Raw genomic sequence first — 19088 nt, 5'->3', positions numbered from 1 at the left:
TCCGGCATCATATGCTCCTCGCCTTGCCTGTTGAAAAACCTACCCCATTATGCCCGCAGCAGTCCCCATATGCCAAGGGCCAAGGTGCCAGCGGCTGAATGCTGCATAATATCGCGCATCACCTCGCGTTCACCGCATGTTCACTGCACGTTCATCTCGCGTCCATCGCACGCTCGCGTCACACGCTCACCGCTGCCGGTCAACCAGTTTGAGCACCCGGCGCGCCATGACTTCGGCGGCGTCCCGGATGCCATACGACCAAGCCGCCCGACCCATATCATGCAGACGCTTCGCGTCGGCCAGCAGCGATGGCAGCTGCGAAGCCACCCATTCGGGGGTGAATTCGTTGTCGGCGACCATAAGGCCACCGCCAGCCTCGACCACCGGCTGCGCGTTGAAGCGCTGCTCGCCGTTGCCGATTGGCAGGGGCACATACACCGCAGGCAATCCGATGGCGGCAAGCTCGGAAACGGAACCGGCACCGGAACGGCACAGCACCAAATCGGCGCAGGCGAAGGCCAGATCGATGCGTTCCAGGTATGCGGCCATATGATAGTCGCCCTGCCCGGCATGAGCCGGGTCGAGGTCATTAATCGGGCCTTCGCCCACGCAGGAGACGGCCAGCTGGCGCGTCGAATCCATTTTGTCTCTGCCCGTCAGGTGGATGATCTGCGCATGGGCGAGCAGCACATCGGCTGAGGCAGCCACGGCACGGTTGAGGCTGGCCGCGCCCAGCGAACCACCAGTCACGACGATCAGCGGACGGCTTGGGTCGACGCCGAGCTGCTGCGCCGCCTCGATTCGGGCGGCTTGCGGGTCGGCTTCAATGCGCTGGCATAGCTCTGCGATGGCAGGGCGCAGCGGCAGTCCGACGCGCTGCAGTGCCGCGCCGCGCCGCGCCTTAAGACCGGTGCCGTCATACGCCGTGCCGATGAAATCGGCCCAGCGCGCGCCGAGCTTGTTGGCCATGCCAGCCCGGGCGTTCTGCTCGTGGATAGCAATCGGGATGTTCATGCGATGTGCCGCAGCATAGACCGGTGCCGAAGCGTAGCCGCCAAATCCAGCGACCACTTGAGCCTGGCGATGTTCGAGAATCTCACGCACCCGGCGACGTTCATTGCGCCAGCGGCCGGGGAATTGCACAGCGGTGCGGTTCGGTCGGCGCGGGAACGGCACTTTTTCGATGGTGTCAAGCTCGTAGCCGGCCTGCGGCACGAGATCGTGCTCCAAGCCGACGGCGGTGCCGACCACGCTGATTGCGGCCTGCGGGTCGATGGCCCTGATGGCGTCGGCCACGGCCAGCAAAGGGTTGACATGGCCTGCGGTGCCGCCGCCAGCCAGAACGATATGTCGTTGTGCGCTATTCATAGTTTCCGAGTCTAGTCATTCACGAGTCTGGTCACGAGTTCAGCGTGGAGGTGCCCGCGTTGATCTGGGGATGGACGCGCATCATGCTCACGCCTACTCCTGCGGCGATGAGGCACATGATAAGCGACGAGCCGCCGGCTGAGACGAAGGGCAAAGGGACGCCCATCACCGGTAGGAAGCCGATCACCACCATGATGTTGACGAGCGCCTGCCCCACCAGCCACATCGCGATGCATACGAGCACCATCGCAACGTAGCGGTTCTTCATCTGCAGCGCCACGCAGACCAGGCACCATCCCAGGATGGCGAACAGCACAATCACCATGACCGCGCCGATGAATCCGGTCTCCTCGCCGATGATCGCGAAGATGAAGTCGTTGTGGGCCTCAGGCAGGTAGTTCCATTTCTCGCGCGAATTGCCGATGCCCACGCCGAGCAGCCCGCCGGAGCCCATCGCGTATTTCGCGTGGATGGCCTGGTAGCACACGCCTGCCACATCGTCGCTCGTGCACGGCTTGTAGGCCGCCAGGATACGCTTCATGCGGTTGGGGCTGGTGACGACGAAGGCGACGATGAACACCACGAGGAGCACGACGATGCCGAAGAACCAACGCAGCGGGAACCCGCCGATAAGCATCGCGACCGCTCCGATGAACACGAGAATCATGGCCGTGCCGAGATCCTGACCGGCCATGACGGAGAGCAGGCACAGCGCGAACACGCCGGCAGGCTTCGCGTAGGCCTTGATGCCGTCCGCCTCGTACCGGCTCGTCGAGCGCTCCACGGCGGCAGGCATCCAGACGCACAGCGACAGCTTCACCACTTCGGCCGGCTGCATGGTGAACACGCCGGGAATCCCAATCCACCCTGCGTTGCCATTGACCGATACGCCCAGCGGCGTCAGGGTGACCAGCTGCAGGACAATCGCGCAGCAGATAAGCGGGAAACTGAATCGGCGATACGTCTTAAGCGGTACATGCGCGGCGATGATGCCGAGCACAAAGCCCATCACGCAGTAGATGCCCTGCGATATCGCCTGTTTCCACGGGGAAACGCCAAGCGAGATCATCGTGACCGAGGAGCTTGAGAAGACCATGATCACGCCGAAGCAGGTCAGGGCGACGACGGCGATGCGGAAGCCGTGATAGCACCACAGCGGGTTGCTCAGCGCGCGAATGCCGCGGCTGCCACGATCGTCGTGGTTGGAATCATGGCCGCCATGCATGTCGTAGCCGTCATGGCCTGAACCACGGCCAGCGCGTGGGCCAGCAGCCGGGCGTTTGCCGTTCTCAGGCCGCCGCGACGCCGCGCTGTTCCGCTGCGCTGCGGCGTTGCCGTGCGCATTCGCCTTGCTGCCGGCCTGATTGGACTTGCGCGAGGATGCGGTTCGTTGGGCGGGGCGTTTACTGTTCGCCATGAGCCCCCGCCCAACGACGCGCCTGAGCCGCAAAACGCTCGCCACGATCGGCATACGATACGAACTGGTCCATCGAGGCGCAGGCCGGAGCCATAAGCACCACGTCGCCCGGCTGCGCGAAGGCACCGGCCGCGTCCACCGCCCGGTCCATAACCGTGGCCTTGTCCTGCGGGTCAATCACGCTCACCGGGATATCCGGCGCCTGCGAGCGCAGCGCGTCGAGCATGGGCTGCTGATCGACGCCGATGACGACCGCCGCCTTGATCTTCTCGCGCCGGTCGCGTATCAGCCCTTCGAAGCGCGAGCCCTTGGCCAGACCGCCTGCGATCCATACGACGCTTCCCGGGGCGAATGCGGCGAGCGAAGCTTCGGCGGCATGGGCGTTGGTCGCCTTCGAATCGTCGACGAAGCGAATCGTGCCGGCCGGGGATTTCGCCACAGCGACCGTCTCGATTCGATGCCCCCCCGGCGAGAAGGCCTGCAGCGCCTCCACGGCAGTCGCCAAGTCGGCGTCGATGCCGAGCGCCAGCGCCAGCGCGGCGAGCGCGTCGGCAAGCAGATGCGGGTACGGGGAGCCATCCGGCTCACACAGATGAGTGAACTGCGCAACCGGCGCGATCTTGATCTCGTCAGAGTTTGTCTCATCAGCGTTGGTCTCGCTGGCGCTGGCCGCATCAGCGCCGTTCCCACCAACACTGCTCAGCCCGCTCCTATCGACAATCCAGCCCTTGCGGATGCCCAGCTGGCCCGCTGCCGGCTCATGCAGGGTGAAGCCCACCTTACGACAGCCGGGAGCAGTGACGGCCTCATCGGCGAGCTTGGAAACCCGCTCGTCGTCCGCGTTGAAGACCAGCGTGCGCTTGACGCCTCGGAACACCTTCGCCTTGTCGGCCGCATAGTTCTCGATGCCGCCGTGCCAGTCGAGATGATCGTCGGCGATATTCGTGATGACGGCGCAGTCCAGCGCCAAGGACTCGGTGAAATGCAGCTGGAAGGAGCTCAGCTCGACGCACAGGATGTCGTTGCCCGGGTCAACGGCGGCATGCGAAAGTGCCTTGCCGATGTTGCCCACTGCCGGGGCTTCCTGCCCGCACGCTTCGAGCATCGCCGAAACCATCTGCGTGGTGGTCGTCTTGCCGTTGGTGCCGGTAATGCCGATCCACGGCGCTTCCACGCCGGAGCATTGGTTCGCGGCCCGCAGCCGCCAGGACAGCTCCACTTCGCTGTAGATGGCCACGCCGTGCCGCTGGGCTTCCAGAATGAACGGCGTGCGCGGGTTGAAGCCGGGCGAGGTGACCACGATATCGACCTGCGTCCAGTCCACATCGTCGAAGGAATGCAGCTCGGCCTCCGGCTTGCGCTCATCCACCGTCACGATGCGCCCGGCCCGGCCTTGCAACACCTCCAAGGCACTGCGCCCGGACACGCCCAGGCCTGCTATCAGAACGGTTTTCTCGCTGAGATCTTCCATACGTATCATTCATCCTCTCCATACGATTGCTCTTGGCCTAGCCAACACCTTACAATCGGCGCATGTACAGCAGCGTCTGCGACCCTGTAATGATGTACAGCCTCTACAGCAGCAAGCCGGAGCGCCCGGCCCAGTCCGCGTAGAACGACATCAGCGCGACGAGCACGAACATGAATTCGATCATCCAGAAGCGCACGACGACCTTCGTCTCACTCCATCCGAGCATTTCGAAGTGATGGTGAATCGGCGCCATCTTGAACACGCGCCTGTGGGTGAGCTTGAAGCAGCCGACCTGGATGATGTCGGAGCAGGTCTCGATGACGAACAGACCGCCGATGATCACCGCGAGGAACTCGGTGTGCGTGGCGATGGACATCGCCGCGAACAGTCCGCCGAGTGCCAGGGAGCCGGTGTCGCCCATGAAGATCGTGGCCGGGTTGGAATTGAACCACAGGAATCCGAAGCAGGCCACCGCAGCGCAGGCCGCGATGATCGACAGGTCCAGCGGGTCGGAGACCGCGTAGGCGTAGCCCTCATGCCCGGCGCCTTTGAGATGGTAGCTCTCCCAGAAGGCGATGAACGAGTAGCCGGCAAAGGCGATCATCGAAGATCCTGAAGCCAGGCCGTCCAAGCCGTCGGTGAGATTGACCGCGTTGGTCCATGCGGTCATGAGGAAGTTCGCCCAGATGACGAACAACACGATGGCGAGGAAATTCCCGGCGAAGGCGAAGCTGAAGAACGGCCGCTCAATGAAGCTCATGCCCGCCTGCGCACTGGGGAAGCCCGATTTGGTAGGCACGACCAGCGCCAGCACGGCGTAGATCGTGGCGAGGATGAACTGCCCGACGAATTTCGCGCCCACGGACAACCCAAGGTTCTGCTTTTTGCGCACCTTGGCGAAATCATCGATGAAGCCCAGCGCACCCATCGAGATCATGGCGTAGATGACAATCAGGGCCGAGCCCGAAGGCGTCTGCCCGCTATTGAGGTAGCGGTAGAGCGCCGAGCTGCCCCAGCCCAGCACGATGGCGGCGATAATCGCCACGCCGCCCATAGTGGGGGTTCCGCGCTTGACGAGATGGGACTGCGGGCCGTCCTGGCGGATGTACTGCCCATAGTGCAGCCGGTGCACCAGGCGTATCAGGAGCGGCGTGCCGACGATCACGACGATCAGCGACACCACGATTCCCAGGATGAGCGAAATCAATGTTGCAACCCCACTTCTTCTTCTGCGTTCCTACTTCTCTTTTGGGTCCTGTCAGGCTTCTTGAGTTCTGTCAGGCGTCGGCGCGCGGGGCCCACTGCTCCGCCAGGGCGCTCAGCCCAGAGACGTGAGAGCCTTTGAGCAGCACGACCATGCCGGGATGGGCACGAGCCAGGTCCTTGACCACGGATCTGGCGTGTTCGGCGTCATGCACCAAGTCTACCGAAATGTGCACACCAGCCGGCTGCGAGGCTGGCTGCGAAGCGCCGCGCGCAAGTGCTGCCGCCAGCGCGTCGAGGTGCGCCTCGCCGCCCACTGCCACGACCGCATCGACGCCGTGCGTTGCAGCATAGGCACCGATCGATTCGTGCAGCGCCGTTTCATTGTCGCCCAGTTCCAGCATTGCGCCAAGCACCGCGACGCGATAGATTCCCAGCTCATCGCGCTTCCATGAGCGCAGGCCCTCGATGCCGGCCTTCATCGAGTCGGGATTGGCGTTGAAGGAATCGTCGATCAGCGTGAATGCAGCATCGTCATCATCAACCTGCGACAGCGCCATGCGATGCGGGCTGATGTGACTGACGTCCTGCAGCCCGCGCGCGATGTCCGCAAGCGACATGCCGAAATACGATGCGACGCTGGCTGCGGCCAAGGCGTTCATCACGTTATGGCTGCCGGCAAGCCCCAGCTGCACTGCTGCCCGCTGTTGCGATTGCGGCTGCTCGGCATCGCCGCCGACGCGAACCAGCGTGAACTGCGGGTGGTCGAGCTCGTCGACGTCAATATCCACGGCGCTGAGCATGCCGGGATGCACATTGTGCGGCTCTTCGCCGAGCCCGAACCACAGCACATCAGCCGGGGCGAGCCGGGACATGGCCGACACACGCGAATCATCGGCATTGAGCACGGTGACGCCGCCGGGCAGCAGACCGCGCACGATTTCGCTTTTCGCCTGGGCGATGCGCTCGACCGAGCCGAACTCGCCCAGATGGGCCGTGCCGACCTTGAGCACCACCGAAATGTCCGGCGGAGCGATGGTTGTCAGCCTGGCGATTTCGCCGACGTGGTTGGCACCCATCTCCGCTATCAGAAAGCGCGTGTCCGCACCCACTTGGAGCGCGGTGATCGGCAGTCCGATATTGTTGTTGAACGAGCCGATCGGGGCGATAGTAGGTGCCAGCGGGCCCAGCAGGGCATGCAGCAGATCCTTGGTCGTGGTTTTGCCCACCGAGCCGGTGATCGCCACGATGGAGAAATCGCCGGGCAGCGCGCGCCGCCGTTCGAGGTTGTATCGGGCCAGTTCGCCCAGCGCCGTGACGCAGTCGGCTACGATGATCTGGGCAAGCGGCGCGCCGGGCACTTCGTGATCGACGATTGCGGCGAGGGCGCCGTTGCGCGCGGCCGCATCAAGGAAATCATGCCCGTCAACGCGCTCGCCGGGGATGGCCACGAACAGCGAGCCTGGCGTGGCCTGACGCGAATCGGTGACGACGGCAACGATGCTGTCGCTAGGCTGCGAGGCAACCGTTGTATCTTGCCCAGCCGTGGCAGCTGTAATAATTGTGCCAGCTGCAATAATCGTGCCAGCCGTAGCGTCCGGTGCAGCTGCAATCCGGCCGGACACGGCGTGCGCGACCTCAGCTACAGACATTGGTATCATGATCGTCCTCTCGAAAAACCGTTCGTCTGCATGTCTAGCGCAATTCTCGCGAGACACGCAGGGCGCTTTTGATGTTGCCCCGGCGCACGCCTGCGGCCAGCGTCATGGCAATCGCAAGCGACAACCGCCGCTCCGACTCATCCCCCTGACCCAGCGCGCTCTGGCTGGCGAGCACATCGGATTCCTCCGTGCGCATGGTCATGGTGAGCTGCTTGTCCGCAATGAAGCCATAGCCCTGGGCCGCTCGAAGCGACGAGATCGACTGCTGCCTGACGTCATCCACGCTGCCCAGCACATCGATGCCGACCGACTGCAAGGCGTCGGGGCGCAGCGTGCGCTCGTTAAGCGCGATGACGGCCGCCGCCGCTCCGTCCTCACCGCACACCGCCAGCGTGTGCTGCACGTCGAGAATGCCGACAGGGTGGCGCAGGTCGAGTCTGCGTTCGAGCGAGCTGGATCCGGACGCGCTGATCACGCCGACCGGATTGCCGAGCATATGCAGGAAATCGGCCAGCCGCACCACATTGGCCTCCACCTCGTCGCCGTCTTCGCCGCAGATGGCGAACATGGCGAGCATTCCCGAGGGCTTGCCTGCGATGTCGCTCGCGAGCTTGCCGATCTGCCTGGCGTCAGGCTCGGCGAACAGCAGCGGAAACTGCGCATCACTCGCCATCTCCCGCATCGCATGCGGCACCAGCGCGGCATAGGCGCCACGCGCCCTGACCCGTTCGAGATGCTCCGCATCGACGCTGTGCGAGGGGATGTACAGGCTTCCCGGGCCTACCGAATCCACATCATCGGCCAGGGAGGTGATCGTCACGTCCATGGCGAATGAAGGTTCGAGATCGAAACCGTAATGGTCCACAAGGTAGCCCAGAGTCATCCGTCTGCCCACGGATTCGCTCACTGCGCTCATAGGACGCACCTTTCCTGGATGTTCTGCTGCGACTTCACCACGTCACCGGAATAGCATTCTTGCGTGGCGCCGAGGTCGGCACTTCGTACTTCTGCATAAGGAATTCACCGATCTGCTTGAACACCGGGCCGGAGGTCAGGCCGCCGAAGCTGCCATGCGGGTTCTTCATCACGACCGTGATGACGAAGCGCGGGTTGTCGGCCGGGATGATGCCTGACCAGTCGCTGACGATCGAGGAGAGCCTGCCGTCGGCGCCCACCACCTCGGCGGTGCCGCTCTTGGCCGCGATCCGATATCCATCCACTCCGGAGAAAGCCTGATATTGCGCGGCCGCCGACTCCATCGCATCGCTCATCTGGGAGGCCACCTGCTCGTCCACCACGCGCGTGGGCTGCGGTTCTCTCGGCGTCGAGACATGGCCGTTCGCGTCGGTCACCGATTTGATGATCGACTGCTGCTGCCGCACGCCCTTGTTCGCAATGGTGGCGACGGCATTGGTCAGCTGCAGCGCGTTCACCGTATAGCCCTGCCCGAACAGCACCGTGTCCTTGGTGCGCCCGTCCCACAGCTGCGGGCTTGCCAGCGTGCCCGAGGATTCGCCGGGAAGCCCCATGCCGCTGTTCTGTCCGAAGCCGAATTTGGTCATGAAGTCGTAGCGCTGCTCGCTGCTGTAATTGCCCGACGCCATCACCATGCCGACGTTGGAGGACTGCTGCAGGATGCCCGCCAGCGTCCAATGATCAGCCGCGTGGTTTTCGGCGTCGTGGAACACCTGTCCGTTCTTGTTGATCTGGTCGGGAACCGTGAACTTGTCGGTGAGCTGGCTGCCGCCGCTTTGCAGCATGCCCGCCATCGAGACGACCTTGCCGATGGACCCGGGCTCGAAGGTCTGGTTGACCACTTTGGCGACATTGAGCTTGGCATCGTCGCCTCCGGCCTCGATCTGATCGGTGTCGTCGAGCGCGACGATCTGCCCGGTGGGCACATCCTGGACGACGGCGAGTGCCCAGTCGGCCTGGTATTTCTGCTTGCCTTCGGCGAGTACCTTCTTGACATACCAGTCCACGTCGGAATCAACGGTCAACGCCACATCGCTGCCGTTGACCGCATCCTTCGATTCGGCCAACGTGCCGGGAATCTCTTCGCCGCCGTTGCCCTGCTGATACACCTTGTAGCCGTTCTTGCCGGTTAGCGCCGCGTTCTCCATCTGCTCAATGCCCGCGACGCCCTTGCCTTGCACGTCCACGCCGCCGAGCAGCGCGCCGATCATCGTCCCGTTGGAGTACAGCCGCTCATTGCTCAGCTCGCCGTAGATGATGCCGCCAAGCCCGAGCTTGTCAATGGCGCGCTTGACTTCCGGGTCGACGTCCTTCTTCAGCACGGCGTAGCGCCCGGGCACGCTGAGTTTGGCTCCCAGCTCCATAGGGTCCATGCCAAGCGTGGGCGCCAGGATCCGCGCCACGGCAGCCGCTCCGGTCGTGTCGATCGGCTTGCCATCGATCTGCTGGCAGTAGTCCTTGGTATCAGGCGTGCAGGCAGTCGGCTTGAAGCTTTGCGCGGCCTGCGGATCGGCTACGATCGTATAGCGCTCCACGCTCTGTGCCAGCACCGAGCCATTGGTGTCGAGAATCTTGCCGCGCTGCGCGCTTATCGTGACCGGCAGGGTGCGGCTCGCGGTCGCCGCCTGCGCCGTGGACCTGCCATGCAGCAGCTGGATGGAAGCCAGCTGGCCGATGCACAGCAGTGCCACCAGCGTCATGATGAGGCATATCGTCGTCGAGCGCGAGACGAATCCCTTCGTCGATGTGCGCCTGTTGCTCATTGCCCGGCCCCCTTACTGGGTTGGTTGGCTTGCTGGCTGGGTTGGTATCCGCTCAGATCGATCGATATGGAGCCCTGCTGCGGCACCATGCCCATATCCTGCGCCTTCTGGGGCAGCGACGCCTGGAGCGCGTCAAGCTTCGCCTGATCGTCCTGCACGTCCTGGGTCAGCGTGGAGATATTGTCCTGCACCCGCGTCTGTTCGAAAGAGTTCTGCGCCATCTGCGTGCGCAGCGCGAGCGAGCCGAGCAGGCATACGGCGAGGAATGCCACGGCGACGATGACCTGCAGCAGCGGCATGCTGCGGGCCCTTGTCCATGTCAGCAGCCGCTCAAAGCCTTCACTTACTGCGCTGCCGGTCGCGCGGCGTCCTTTGATCACGGTGAGTTCGGGGCGCCTTGGAGCCTCCCTCGAATCGTTCTCACGCCCTGCTGGCGCCGCGTTCGATCGCACCATTCGTGCCGATGTCGCCATCATCGATTCCTTCCGTTCGCGCTCGTGCCTTGCTGCGCCCCATGCGCATTGCCTTGTGCCGTATCGTTTGCCATGCCGTCTGCCATATCGTCGAAGCGCCGTCTGAACCGCGTAGGAATCGGGCGGACGAGCTCCACGCCGCGCAGCCGCACGGAGGCGGAGCGCGGATTGGAGGCTATCTGCTCGGCGCTCGCTTTGCGCGCCCCTCGGGTAAGCGCCCAGAAGAAGGGCTGAGCATCGTCGGGGATGACCGGCAGGCCCGCTGGCACATCAGCATGCAGCCCTTGGTTCATGAAGGTTTTCACCGTCCGGTCCTCCAGCGAGTGGTAGGACTCGACCACGATGCGCCCGTGGGGAGCCAGATGCAGCGCGGCCTGCGGCAGCGTGCGCGCAAGCTTGTCCAGCTCGCCGTTCACCTCGATGCGCAGCGCCTGGAACACGCGCTTCGCCGGATTGCCCGCAGGCCGGTGCGCCTGCGGCACAACTTCATCCACCAGCGCATTGAGCTGGCGTGAGGTCACAAGTGGTTCGCGCTCGCGCCGCCGGACGATCTCGCGGGATATCTGCCGCGAGAACCGTTCTTCGCCATACGCGCGGAATATGCGTTCAAGATCGTGTTCGCCGTACTCAGCCAGCACGCGCTCGGCGGTCAGCTCCTGCGAGGCGTCCATGCGCATGTCCAGCGGGGCGTCATGCGCGTAGGAGAAGCCGCGCTCGCTTTCATCGATCTGCAGGCTCGACAGGCCCAGATCCATGAACACGGCGTGCACGTGACGAATATGCAGCCCGTCCAGCACGTCGGAAAGCTCATCGAAGGCGGCGTGCACCGGCGTGAAACGGTCGGCGAAGCCGGCATCGCGTATGCGCTGCGTGGCCATCGCCAGCGCCTCGGCATCGCGGTCGATGCCGATGAGATGCGCCGCGGGAGCTGCGGCAAGGAACGCGGTCGCGTGGCCCGCCAAGCCCAGCGTGCAGTCGACGACGATGCCGCCGGCTCTGCGTATGGCCGGGGTCACCAGCTCCACGCACTCCTCAAGAAGCACGGGCTTATGAAGCATCGAGTAATCAGTCATCAGAAATCCACCGCCGGCAGCACATCATCGGAGATGTCGGAATATCCCTGCTCCTGCTCGCTCAGGTAGCGTTCCCAGGCCTCGCGGTTCCATATCTCGGCGCGCGTGCCCACGCCGATCACCACGATGTCGGAGCCGAGCTTCGCATAGTCGCGCAGCATCGGCGGCACCAGCACGCGCCCCTGCTTATCCGGATCCTGGTCGATCGCGCCGGAGAGGAACACGCGCAAATAGTCTCGCGCGGCCTTGTTGCCCATCGAGGTGCGCTGGATGCGCATCGCGATGCGACGGAATTCGCTCTGCGGCAGCAGATACACGCATCGTTCCTGACCGCGCGCCATGACCATGCCCGGTCCGAGCTGAGCGCGCAGCTTCGCCGGCAGCGCCATGCGCCCTTTGACGTCGATCTTCGGCGTGTAGGTGCCCAGCAACAAAGGCAGCATCGGCATACCGCCAATCTCGCCGCTCTGCGCAGCGGAACCGGCCGAGTCGGCGGAGGGAAGGGTCTGGCCCTGCAGCATTGGGTCTTCAGGCATTCCTCCACCTCCTTCGCTATTGCGGGTGCGACAATTTCGGCTGATTCACTCAGTTGATTCACCACTCTACCCCACTTTCCCCCACTTTCCTCCACAACATGACAAAACAATCGCCATATAACCTCATAATTCCCACAACCCGATTTCCGCGTTGCATCGAAACGACCCCGGCACCTCGTTTCGCGCGCCGCCCCCCGCTCCGTCCTGCTTCGCCGCGTCCCGGCAGCATCCGCTGCGCGATTCCTCGCGAACATGCAGATTCGTAGGGAGCGTGCGCTACATTTGATTGCCTAAGTTTTGAAGGAAAAGGATGCCAAGCATGTCGAGTTACTCCTCACAGCTGCACGAGGAACAAGAGGCGGTAAGCCGCGCATATCATCGTCTGGACGCCCTGCGCAGCCAGGCTCGCGACAGGCTTGATACGGTGCGTGCCGCCGGGTCGCACGGCTCCCCCACCCAGCGCACCGAGCGCGATTCCTTCGCCACGATGTACGAGGATCGGCTCACGCAGCTGCGCGCCGTCGAGGATCGGCTGGTCTTCGGGCGCCTCGACGATGTGCAGGGCGAACGGCGCTACATCGGGCGCATCGGGCTGTCCAGCGAGCGCCATGAGCCGATTCTGACGGACTGGCGCGCCGAAGCGGCACGGCCCTTCTATGAGGCCACGCCCTCGAATCATGGCGACATCGTGATGCGTCGGCATATCACGCTCAACTTCCGCGACGTGGTAGGCATCGAGGACGAAGTGCTCGATGTGCATGCCGAGCAAGTGGACCGCGCCTCCTCCGCTGGTACGCTCACCGGCGAGGGTGCGCTGCTGGCCTCGCTCAGCTCGCGGCGCACCGGCAAGATGACCGATATCGTCGCCACGATTCAGGCCGAGCAGGACCGCATCATCAGGGCGCCGCTCGAGCGCCCGGTCGTGGTCCAGGGCGGGCCGGGAACCGGCAAGACCGCCGTCGCGCTGCATCGCGCCGCCTACTTGCTGTACACGCACCGGCGCAGGCTCGGGAACTCCGGAGTGCTGGTCGTGGGGCCAAGCATGGCGTTTCTGCACTACATTGATCAGGTGCTGCCCTCGCTGGGCGAAACCGGCGTGGTCAGCCGCACGATAGCCGATCTCATCCCCGGCGTGCGCGGCGAGGCGCTGGACACTCCACGCGGCGCGACGCTCAAGGGCGACCGGCGCATGCGCACGGTCATCGAGAATGCCGTGGCCTTCCGCGAGCGCGTGCCGGCGAAGCTGCCCACTGCGCGCATCAATGGCATCAATGTGCGGATGCTGCGCGGCGACATCGAGCAGGCGCAGACTGATGCGCGTCGCACGCGCCAGCCGCATAACAAGGCGCGCGAGACCTTCGTGCACAATGCGCTCATAGCCATGCGCAACCGCTACGTCGAGCAGCTCGATTACACCCCCGAGCAGCCGGAGCTCTCTGATGTGATGCTGCAGCTGCGGATGAACGATGACGTGCGTCATGCCCTGAACATCGCTTGGCTGCCGATGACCGGGCCATGGCTGATCGACCAGCTCTTCAGTAAGCCAGCCCAGCTTCGCCGCTTCGCGCCGTGGCTGAGCGACGAGGATATCGACGCGCTGATGCGCCCGAAAGGCTCTGTGCTGACTCGCTCCGACATCCCCCTGCTCGATGAGGCGATGGAGCTGCTTGGCCCCGACCCGAAGGCCATGGCCCGTCAGGCGGCTGCGGCTGCCCGTCGCGGGCAGGAGGAGCAGTTCGCCAAGGATGCCCTCGCCCAGTCCGGCGTGGGCGGCGGCATCGTTTCGTCACGCATGCTGCTCGATGAGATGAACGGCATGGATGGCGAGGCCGTCGCGCAGCGCGCCGGAAGCGACCGGGAATGGACCTATGGGCATATCGTCGTCGATGAGGCGCAGGAACTCACCGCTATGGATTGGCGCATGCTGATACGCCGCTGCCCCTCACGCTCCTTCACCATCGTGGGAGACGTGGCGCAGACCGCTGCGATGGGCGGCACGCGCCGCTGGCGCGACACCATGGATCCGCTTTTCGGCGCCGGCCGGTGGGACTTGGACGAGCTGACCATCAACTACCGCAACCCCCAGGAGGTCTCGAACACCGCCAGCGAATTCGCCGCCAGGGAAGGACTGTACATCTCGACGATCAATGCGGTGCGCACGCTGCCCGATTCGCTTGCCCGCATCGAAATCGACGATGCCGAGCTGCTGTCCACGGCGGTGGCGCACCACGTCTTCGATCTCGTCTCGCAATTCGTGTCCGCAGACGGAACCGGCCGTGTCGCCGTCATCGCCCCGCAAGGCCGCATCCCCGCGCTGCGCGAGTCGATACGCGAACGGCTGTGCGAAGGACTCGAACTCGATGAGTTCGCGCGGCTTCAGGCGCAGCAATCGTGGGATGAGCAGGTGAGCGTATGCGACACGGAAACGGTGAAAGGGCTCGAGTACGATGCGGTGGTCGTCGTCCAGCCCGCGCAGATCGAGGAGGAGGCTCCCGCACGCATCGTGGCGGCCTCTGATCTCTACGTCGCGATGACACGCCCGACGCAGCGGCTGGTCATCGTGCGGACGCATGATGACGCTGACCAGCTCCCGCTCTAAGATGGGGCGTATGCCTAAAGCATTGCTACTGGAAAACATTCATCCCTTCGCCGCGCAATCCCTTCGCGAGCACGGCTTCGAAGTCGAGACCAAACCGGGGGCGCTTGGCGAGGACGAGCTGATCGAGGCGCTTGACGGCGTGGATCTGCTTGGCATCCGCTCGAAGACGACGGTCAGCGCCAAGGTGATTGACGCGCGGCCGCAGCTGACCGCCGTCGGCTGCTTCTGCATCGGCACGAATCAGGTCGATCTGGAGCATGCCGGCTCGCGCGGCATCGGCGTGTTCAACGCCCCGTACTCCAACACGCGATCCGTGGTCGAACTGGTGATCTGCGACATCATCTGTCTGCTGCGCCGCATCCCCGCGCATACGCATCATATGCGGCACGGCCTGTGGGACAAGTCCGCCACCGGCTCGCATGAGGTGCGCGGCAAGACGCTCGGCATCGTCGGCTACGGGCATATCGGCTCGCAGCTTTCCGTGCTGGCCGAGGCGCTCGGCATGCGCGTGGTGTTCTACGACATCGAGGAAAAGCTTGCGATGGGCAACGCGCAACGCATGCCCAACCTCAAATCGCTGCTCGAAGTATCCGATGCGGTGACGCTGCACGTCGATGGACGCAAGTCCAACACTGGCTTCTTCGGCGAAGACCAGTTCTCGCAGATGAAGCAGGATGCCATCTTCATCAACATCTCGCGCGGCTTCGTGGCCGACCTCGGCGCATTGAAGCAGCATCTGGATTCCGGGCATCTCTCCGGGGCTGCCGTCGACGTCTTCCCGATCGAGCCGAAGAAAAGCGGCGATCCTTTCGTCACCGCGCTTGCCGACGAGGACAATATGATTCTCACCCCGCATATCGGCGGTTCGACCCTCGAAGCCCAGGAGGATATCGGGCATTTCGTCACCCAGAGGCTCCAGGACTACTGGTTCCACGGCTCGACGATGCTTTCGGTGAATCTGCCGCAGATAACGCTGAAAGCCTGCGCATCCGGCGCGAGGATCACGCATCTGCATGCCAATCTGCCCGGCGTGTTGGCGGATGTCAATCAGGTGCTGCGCAAGGCAGACATCAATGTCACCGCGCAGTCGCTCGGCACGGAAGGCCAGCTGGGCTATGTGGTCACCGACGTGTCGACCAAGCCCGACGCCGCATCGCTTGAGTCTCTGCGCACCATCAACGGCACGATACGCATGCGCGTCATCAGCTGACTTCAGCATTCCGGGCTTGCTCAGCCGCACACCATTAGCGGTGCCCTTGCTACTGTTCTTTGTAGCGCTGAACGACAGCGCTACATAAACATGCAAAGGCACCGCCGACAAGGCTAGGCCTGATAGGGTTCCTCATCAGGCGGTGTGGTTACCCTGTTTGAGCTCGCTGATGGCGCTTTCGAAGTCTGCAAGCCCTTCGAAGTTCTGGTAGACGCTGGCGAAGCGCAGGTACGCCACCTCGTCCAAGTCGCGCAAGGGTCGCAGTATCGCCCTGCCCACTTCATCGGACTTGACTTGGGCGAATCCGCGTGAGCGAAGATCCTCTTCGACCTTCTGACCCAGCAGCTTGAGATCATCCTCGTTGATGGGCCTGCCTTGGCATGCTTTTCGTACGCCGGAGATGACTTTGCTCCGGTCGAAAGGCTCGACGTTGCCGGAGCGCTTCATCACCAAAAGCATGGAAGTCTCCACAGTCGTGAAGCGTTTGCCGCATTTGGGGCATTCCCTGCGGCGGCGTATGGAATGGCCGTCCTCGTTGAGTCGAGTGTCGACGACCTTGGTATCGGGGTTCTGGCAAAACGGACAGTGCATGCACACAAGGATAGCCATACAACGCGAATAATGGGAAGGCCCGGGTGGTTCCCGAAACGCAATCTGCCCATATTCGACACGCCCGGGCATCAGATCACTACCTTGCATAGTCCTCGTCGACACCGCCCTCGGCTGCATTGTTCCACCATCATTACGCCATGTCATCGCCATCGCAGCGCCATGCCATCGTATTGTCCCCGCCCGCCGTTGGCCCGGCCACCGTTGCCGGACACCATTGCCGCCCGACCCCGACACAGCCAATCAGCGCTCAGGAACAAGCAGATTCTGCCCGGGAGTAAGCGACACGGAGTCGAGATTGTTCAGCTCCTTGAGCTCCTGCACAGTTTCAGCGACATTGCCGTTCTTCGGCGTGACCCGATCGGCAAACGACCAGAGCGTGTCCCCCGGGCGCACCGTGTAATTCACGACCGCCACCGGGCCCGTTGCCGATTGCGCCTGCGTGGCCGGCATAACGATGCTCCACCCCAGCCACGATATGGCAGCTATGAGCATCGCCGCAGCAATGCGCGTGAACACCGGCTTGGTTCCATGTGCTGCCACCACAGAAGCGCTTGAAGCCTTCCGGGGCGCTTTCCGCATATCACCGCGAATATCACCGCGAACGCGACCACGAATACGAATCGTCTGCCCATACGACGTTGCTGCAGTCATCTCCACCACTCTCCTTCAACTCTGTTGCTAACAGCTCTGCTTCTCAAATCTCTTGCTGCTCGCATTCACCTTCGGCTCCTCACACATCTGAGGTCTTCCGATACAAAAATACGAACATCTGTTCTATCGAACGTATGTTTGATTTTCGCACAGACGTTCGACTAATGCAAGCTCATTTTCGAACATCTGTTTGATTTCACACGATATACACGTTATGATGGAGAAAATGACCTATGAAGGAGCGGATATGAGCACGATTCCCTTTGCCCCCAGGCGAGCGCAGGGCGCTGATGCCTCAGCCATGCTGACGGACCGCCAGCGCAAGGTTCTTGATGCCATACGCACTCATGTCTCGCAGCGCGGATTTGCCCCGTCATTCCGGGAGATCGGGCAATCCGCCGGTCTGAAAAGCCCTTCCTCCGTCAAGCATCAGTTGCAGGTGCTTGAAGAGAAGGGTCTTATCCGCATGAATGCCAACAAGGGCCGCGCCATAGAGCTGGTCGAAGACTCGAATGAGGAGGAGGGCAACACTGCGACGATTCTGCCGTTCACCGGGCCGAATCCGGAAGAAAGCGCAGCGGTCATCGAGTCGCGCGACGTGCCGTTGGTCGGCCGCATCGCCGCCGGAGCCCCAATCACCGCCGAGCAGCATGTCGACGATGTAATGCGGCTGCCCGAGCGGCTCACCGGCACCGGCAATCTGTTCATGCTTGAAGTCCACGGCGATTCGATGATCGACGCCGCGATCTGCGATGGTGATTTCGTCGTAGTCCGCGAGCAGCGCACCGCAGTGAACGGCGACATCGTCGCAGCGCTACTTGACGATGAGGCCACTGTCAAAACCTACCGAAACGACCACGGGCACCTGTGGCTCATTCCGCATAATCCCGCGTACTCCCCCATCGACGGCACGCACGCCAGCATCATGGGCAAAGTCGTCACCGTGCTGCGCAAGCTCTGACTCAGCCGCGAACAAGCCCTAGCACAGAGTCGGAAATCGGCTAGCGGTATACCCGGCATAGCGTATACCCGATATGACATAAATCAGATATAACACAGATCGGATATGTCAGGGAACGGCGGTCACCACGCACCGCCTACTCGTGCAAAGCGGTCTCTTCTTGGGATGCGTAGCCTTCCGGCTCCAACTGGAAGGTCGTATGAGGTATCGAAACCTCGAAATGCTCGATGAGGCAATGGCGCAGCTGATCGAGCACCGCTGCAGCCTGCTCCATGCTTAAGCCTCGTTCCACGACCACATGCGCGGTAAGAATAGGCATGCCCGTAGCAACTGTGCTCGCATGCACATCATGCACCGCGACCACATGCTGCACACGCTGCATATGCTCGCGAACCAGTTCCAGATCCAAGCCTCGCGGAGTCTCCTCAAGCAATACGACCGCCGCCTTGTGCAGCAGCTTGGCAGCCCGGGGAATCATCAGCACGGCGACGATTGCACCCGCCACGGCGTCGAACCACTGCCAGCCGACGGTCATCATGACGATTGCGGAAATCACGACGACCACCGAACCGAGCGCATCGTTCATGACCTCGAGGAACGCCGCCCGCATATTCATATTGTCATGGGACTGCGCAGCAAGGATGAGAATAGAACCTGCATTGGCGGCAAGGCCGAGCAGCCCGAATCCAAGGAGCAGACCAGTGTCATGCACCTGCGCCTGCGATGCGCCGAACAGCCGCACGCCGGCTTCCAGCAGCGCATACAGCCCCACGCCGAGCAGGGCGAACGCCCCCACCGCAGCCGTGAGTACTTCAAGCCTGGCCCATCCCCAGGTCCTGCGGGCATTGGGCTTGCGCCGCATCAGCGCGGCTGTGACGCTTGAGGCGATCAGCACCAAGACGTCGGTCAGCATATGGCCCGCATCGACAAGCAGCACCAGCGAGGAGGTGACGATGGCACCGATGATTTCGGCTATGAGCACCGTCCCCGTCAGCGCCAAGGTCATCATCAGCCGGCGCTGATGGCTTCTGCCTGTCTCAGCCGCATCGTTGTAATCCGTGGGATCCACAGCATTCGCAACACTATGAGAGTCGTCAGGACTCATAACCAATCAC

General features: G+C 63.1%; 16 protein-coding genes. 3 read left to right on the top strand and 13 right to left on the bottom strand.

Annotated features, from left to right (window positions below; all coding sequences use genetic code 11):
• Positions 1-186: 186 nt before the first annotated feature.
• The 10 genes from DDF78_RS05975 to mraZ form a co-directional block, all read right to left on the bottom strand.
• The gene (locus DDF78_RS05975) at positions 187-1368 is read right to left on the bottom strand and encodes a UDP-N-acetylglucosamine--N-acetylmuramyl-(pentapeptide) pyrophosphoryl-undecaprenol N-acetylglucosamine transferase (RefSeq protein WP_152580680.1); all 1182 of its coding nucleotides are present in this window, start codon (positions 1366-1368) and stop codon (positions 187-189) included.
• A gap of 31 nt (positions 1369-1399) precedes the next feature.
• Positions 1400-2593 carry a putative lipid II flippase FtsW gene (ftsW, locus tag DDF78_RS05970; protein ID WP_152580832.1) on the bottom strand — a complete coding sequence of 398 codons (1194 nt, stop codon included), beginning with the start codon at positions 2591-2593 and terminating at the stop codon, positions 1400-1402.
• Positions 2594-2771: 178 nt separating this feature from the next.
• Complete coding sequence (gene murD, locus DDF78_RS05965) at positions 2772-4256, bottom strand: UDP-N-acetylmuramoyl-L-alanine--D-glutamate ligase (protein ID WP_202613225.1); 1485 nt, start codon at positions 4254-4256, stop codon at positions 2772-2774.
• Between the two features lie 103 nt (positions 4257-4359).
• Entirely contained in the window at positions 4360-5463 is a 1104-nt protein-coding gene (mraY, locus tag DDF78_RS05960; RefSeq protein ID WP_152580682.1) for a phospho-N-acetylmuramoyl-pentapeptide-transferase, read from the bottom strand.
• Positions 5464-5533: 70 nt separating this feature from the next.
• Positions 5534-7120: a UDP-N-acetylmuramoyl-tripeptide--D-alanyl-D-alanine ligase gene (locus DDF78_RS05955; RefSeq protein WP_152580683.1), complete on the bottom strand. Its 1587-nt coding sequence runs from the start codon at positions 7118-7120 to the stop codon at positions 5534-5536.
• Between the two features lie 34 nt (positions 7121-7154).
• A complete protein-coding gene (locus DDF78_RS05950; protein ID WP_152580684.1) occupies positions 7155-8036 on the bottom strand; it encodes a UDP-N-acetylmuramyl peptide synthase in 882 nt (293 codons plus the stop codon).
• Positions 8037-8070: 34 nt separating this feature from the next.
• Positions 8071-9858, bottom strand: coding sequence for a peptidoglycan D,D-transpeptidase FtsI family protein (locus DDF78_RS05945; protein WP_152580685.1), 1788 nt, complete (start codon positions 9856-9858; stop codon positions 8071-8073).
• Positions 9855-10331, bottom strand: a complete 477-nt coding sequence (gene ftsL / locus DDF78_RS05940; protein ID WP_152580686.1) for a cell division protein FtsL — start codon at positions 10329-10331, stop codon at positions 9855-9857. The genes DDF78_RS05945 and ftsL overlap by 4 nt, the downstream gene beginning before the upstream one ends.
• Positions 10331-11404, bottom strand: a complete 1074-nt coding sequence (gene rsmH, locus DDF78_RS05935) for a 16S rRNA (cytosine(1402)-N(4))-methyltransferase RsmH (RefSeq protein WP_152580687.1) — start codon at positions 11402-11404, stop codon at positions 10331-10333. The genes ftsL and rsmH overlap by 1 nt, the downstream gene beginning before the upstream one ends.
• The gene (gene mraZ, locus DDF78_RS05930) at positions 11404-11925 is read right to left on the bottom strand and encodes a division/cell wall cluster transcriptional repressor MraZ (protein ID WP_162000725.1); all 522 of its coding nucleotides are present in this window, start codon (positions 11923-11925) and stop codon (positions 11404-11406) included. The genes rsmH and mraZ overlap by 1 nt, the downstream gene beginning before the upstream one ends.
• Before the next feature lie 334 nt (positions 11926-12259).
• Between mraZ and DDF78_RS05925 the strand changes: the two genes are divergently transcribed.
• Together DDF78_RS05925 and serA are read left to right on the top strand one after the other, a co-directional pair.
• The gene (locus DDF78_RS05925) at positions 12260-14539 is read left to right on the top strand and encodes a HelD family protein (protein ID WP_152580689.1); all 2280 of its coding nucleotides are present in this window, start codon (positions 12260-12262) and stop codon (positions 14537-14539) included.
• Positions 14540-14549: 10 nt separating this feature from the next.
• Positions 14550-15749, top strand: a complete 1200-nt coding sequence (gene serA / locus DDF78_RS05920) for a phosphoglycerate dehydrogenase (RefSeq protein ID WP_152580690.1) — start codon at positions 14550-14552, stop codon at positions 15747-15749.
• 135 nt (positions 15750-15884) lie between these two features.
• Here the strand turns inward: serA and nrdR are convergent, their stop codons facing one another.
• Together nrdR and DDF78_RS05910 are read right to left on the bottom strand one after the other, a co-directional pair.
• Entirely contained in the window at positions 15885-16340 is a 456-nt protein-coding gene (gene nrdR, locus DDF78_RS05915; protein WP_152580691.1) for a transcriptional regulator NrdR, read from the bottom strand.
• A gap of 261 nt (positions 16341-16601) precedes the next feature.
• The gene (locus DDF78_RS05910) at positions 16602-16901 is read right to left on the bottom strand and encodes a LysM peptidoglycan-binding domain-containing protein (protein WP_237564564.1); all 300 of its coding nucleotides are present in this window, start codon (positions 16899-16901) and stop codon (positions 16602-16604) included.
• A 358-nt stretch (positions 16902-17259) separates the two neighbouring features.
• On the opposite strand from DDF78_RS05910, the gene lexA reads away from it, so the two are divergent.
• Entirely contained in the window at positions 17260-17973 is a 714-nt protein-coding gene (gene lexA / locus DDF78_RS05905; protein WP_152580692.1) for a transcriptional repressor LexA, read from the top strand.
• Between the two features lie 136 nt (positions 17974-18109).
• On the opposite strand, the gene DDF78_RS05900 is transcribed toward lexA, so the two are convergent.
• The gene (locus DDF78_RS05900) at positions 18110-18982 is read right to left on the bottom strand and encodes a cation diffusion facilitator family transporter (protein ID WP_237564574.1); all 873 of its coding nucleotides are present in this window, start codon (positions 18980-18982) and stop codon (positions 18110-18112) included.
• Between the last annotated feature and the right edge of the window lie 106 nt (positions 18983-19088).

Source organism: Bifidobacterium tibiigranuli, from assembly GCF_009371885.1.
GTDB lineage: Bacteria > Actinomycetota > Actinomycetes > Actinomycetales > Bifidobacteriaceae > Bifidobacterium > Bifidobacterium tibiigranuli.
The sequence above is the reverse complement of the archived record's forward strand: the minus strand, read 5'-3'. Positions and strand labels throughout refer to the sequence as shown.

Coding starts and splice junctions, on each gene's coding strand:
- DDF78_RS05975 (WP_152580680.1), bottom strand. CDS start 1,368: ATGAATAGCGCACAACGACATATCGTTCTGGCTGGCGGCGGCACCGCA.
- ftsW (WP_152580832.1), bottom strand. CDS start 2,593: ATGCATGGCGGCCATGATTCCAACCACGACGATCGTGGCAGCCGCGGC.
- murD (WP_202613225.1), bottom strand. CDS start 4,256: ATGGAAGATCTCAGCGAGAAAACCGTTCTGATAGCAGGCCTGGGCGTG.
- DDF78_RS05955 (WP_152580683.1), bottom strand. CDS start 7,120: ATGATACCAATGTCTGTAGCTGAGGTCGCGCACGCCGTGTCCGGCCGG.
- DDF78_RS05950 (WP_152580684.1), bottom strand. CDS start 8,036: ATGAGCGCAGTGAGCGAATCCGTGGGCAGACGGATGACTCTGGGCTAC.
- DDF78_RS05945 (WP_152580685.1), bottom strand. CDS start 9,858: ATGAGCAACAGGCGCACATCGACGAAGGGATTCGTCTCGCGCTCGACG.
- ftsL (WP_152580686.1), bottom strand. CDS start 10,331: ATGGCGACATCGGCACGAATGGTGCGATCGAACGCGGCGCCAGCAGGG.
- rsmH (WP_152580687.1), bottom strand. CDS start 11,404: ATGACTGATTACTCGATGCTTCATAAGCCCGTGCTTCTTGAGGAGTGC.
- mraZ (WP_162000725.1), bottom strand. CDS start 11,925: ATGCTGCAGGGCCAGACCCTTCCCTCCGCCGACTCGGCCGGTTCCGCT.
- DDF78_RS05925 (WP_152580689.1), top strand. CDS start 12,260: ATGTCGAGTTACTCCTCACAGCTGCACGAGGAACAAGAGGCGGTAAGC.
- serA (WP_152580690.1), top strand. CDS start 14,550: ATGCCTAAAGCATTGCTACTGGAAAACATTCATCCCTTCGCCGCGCAA.
- nrdR (WP_152580691.1), bottom strand. CDS start 16,340: ATGCACTGTCCGTTTTGCCAGAACCCCGATACCAAGGTCGTCGACACT.
- lexA (WP_152580692.1), top strand. CDS start 17,260: ATGAGCACGATTCCCTTTGCCCCCAGGCGAGCGCAGGGCGCTGATGCC.
- DDF78_RS05900 (WP_237564574.1), bottom strand. CDS start 18,982: ATGATGACCTTGGCGCTGACGGGGACGGTGCTCATAGCCGAAATCATC.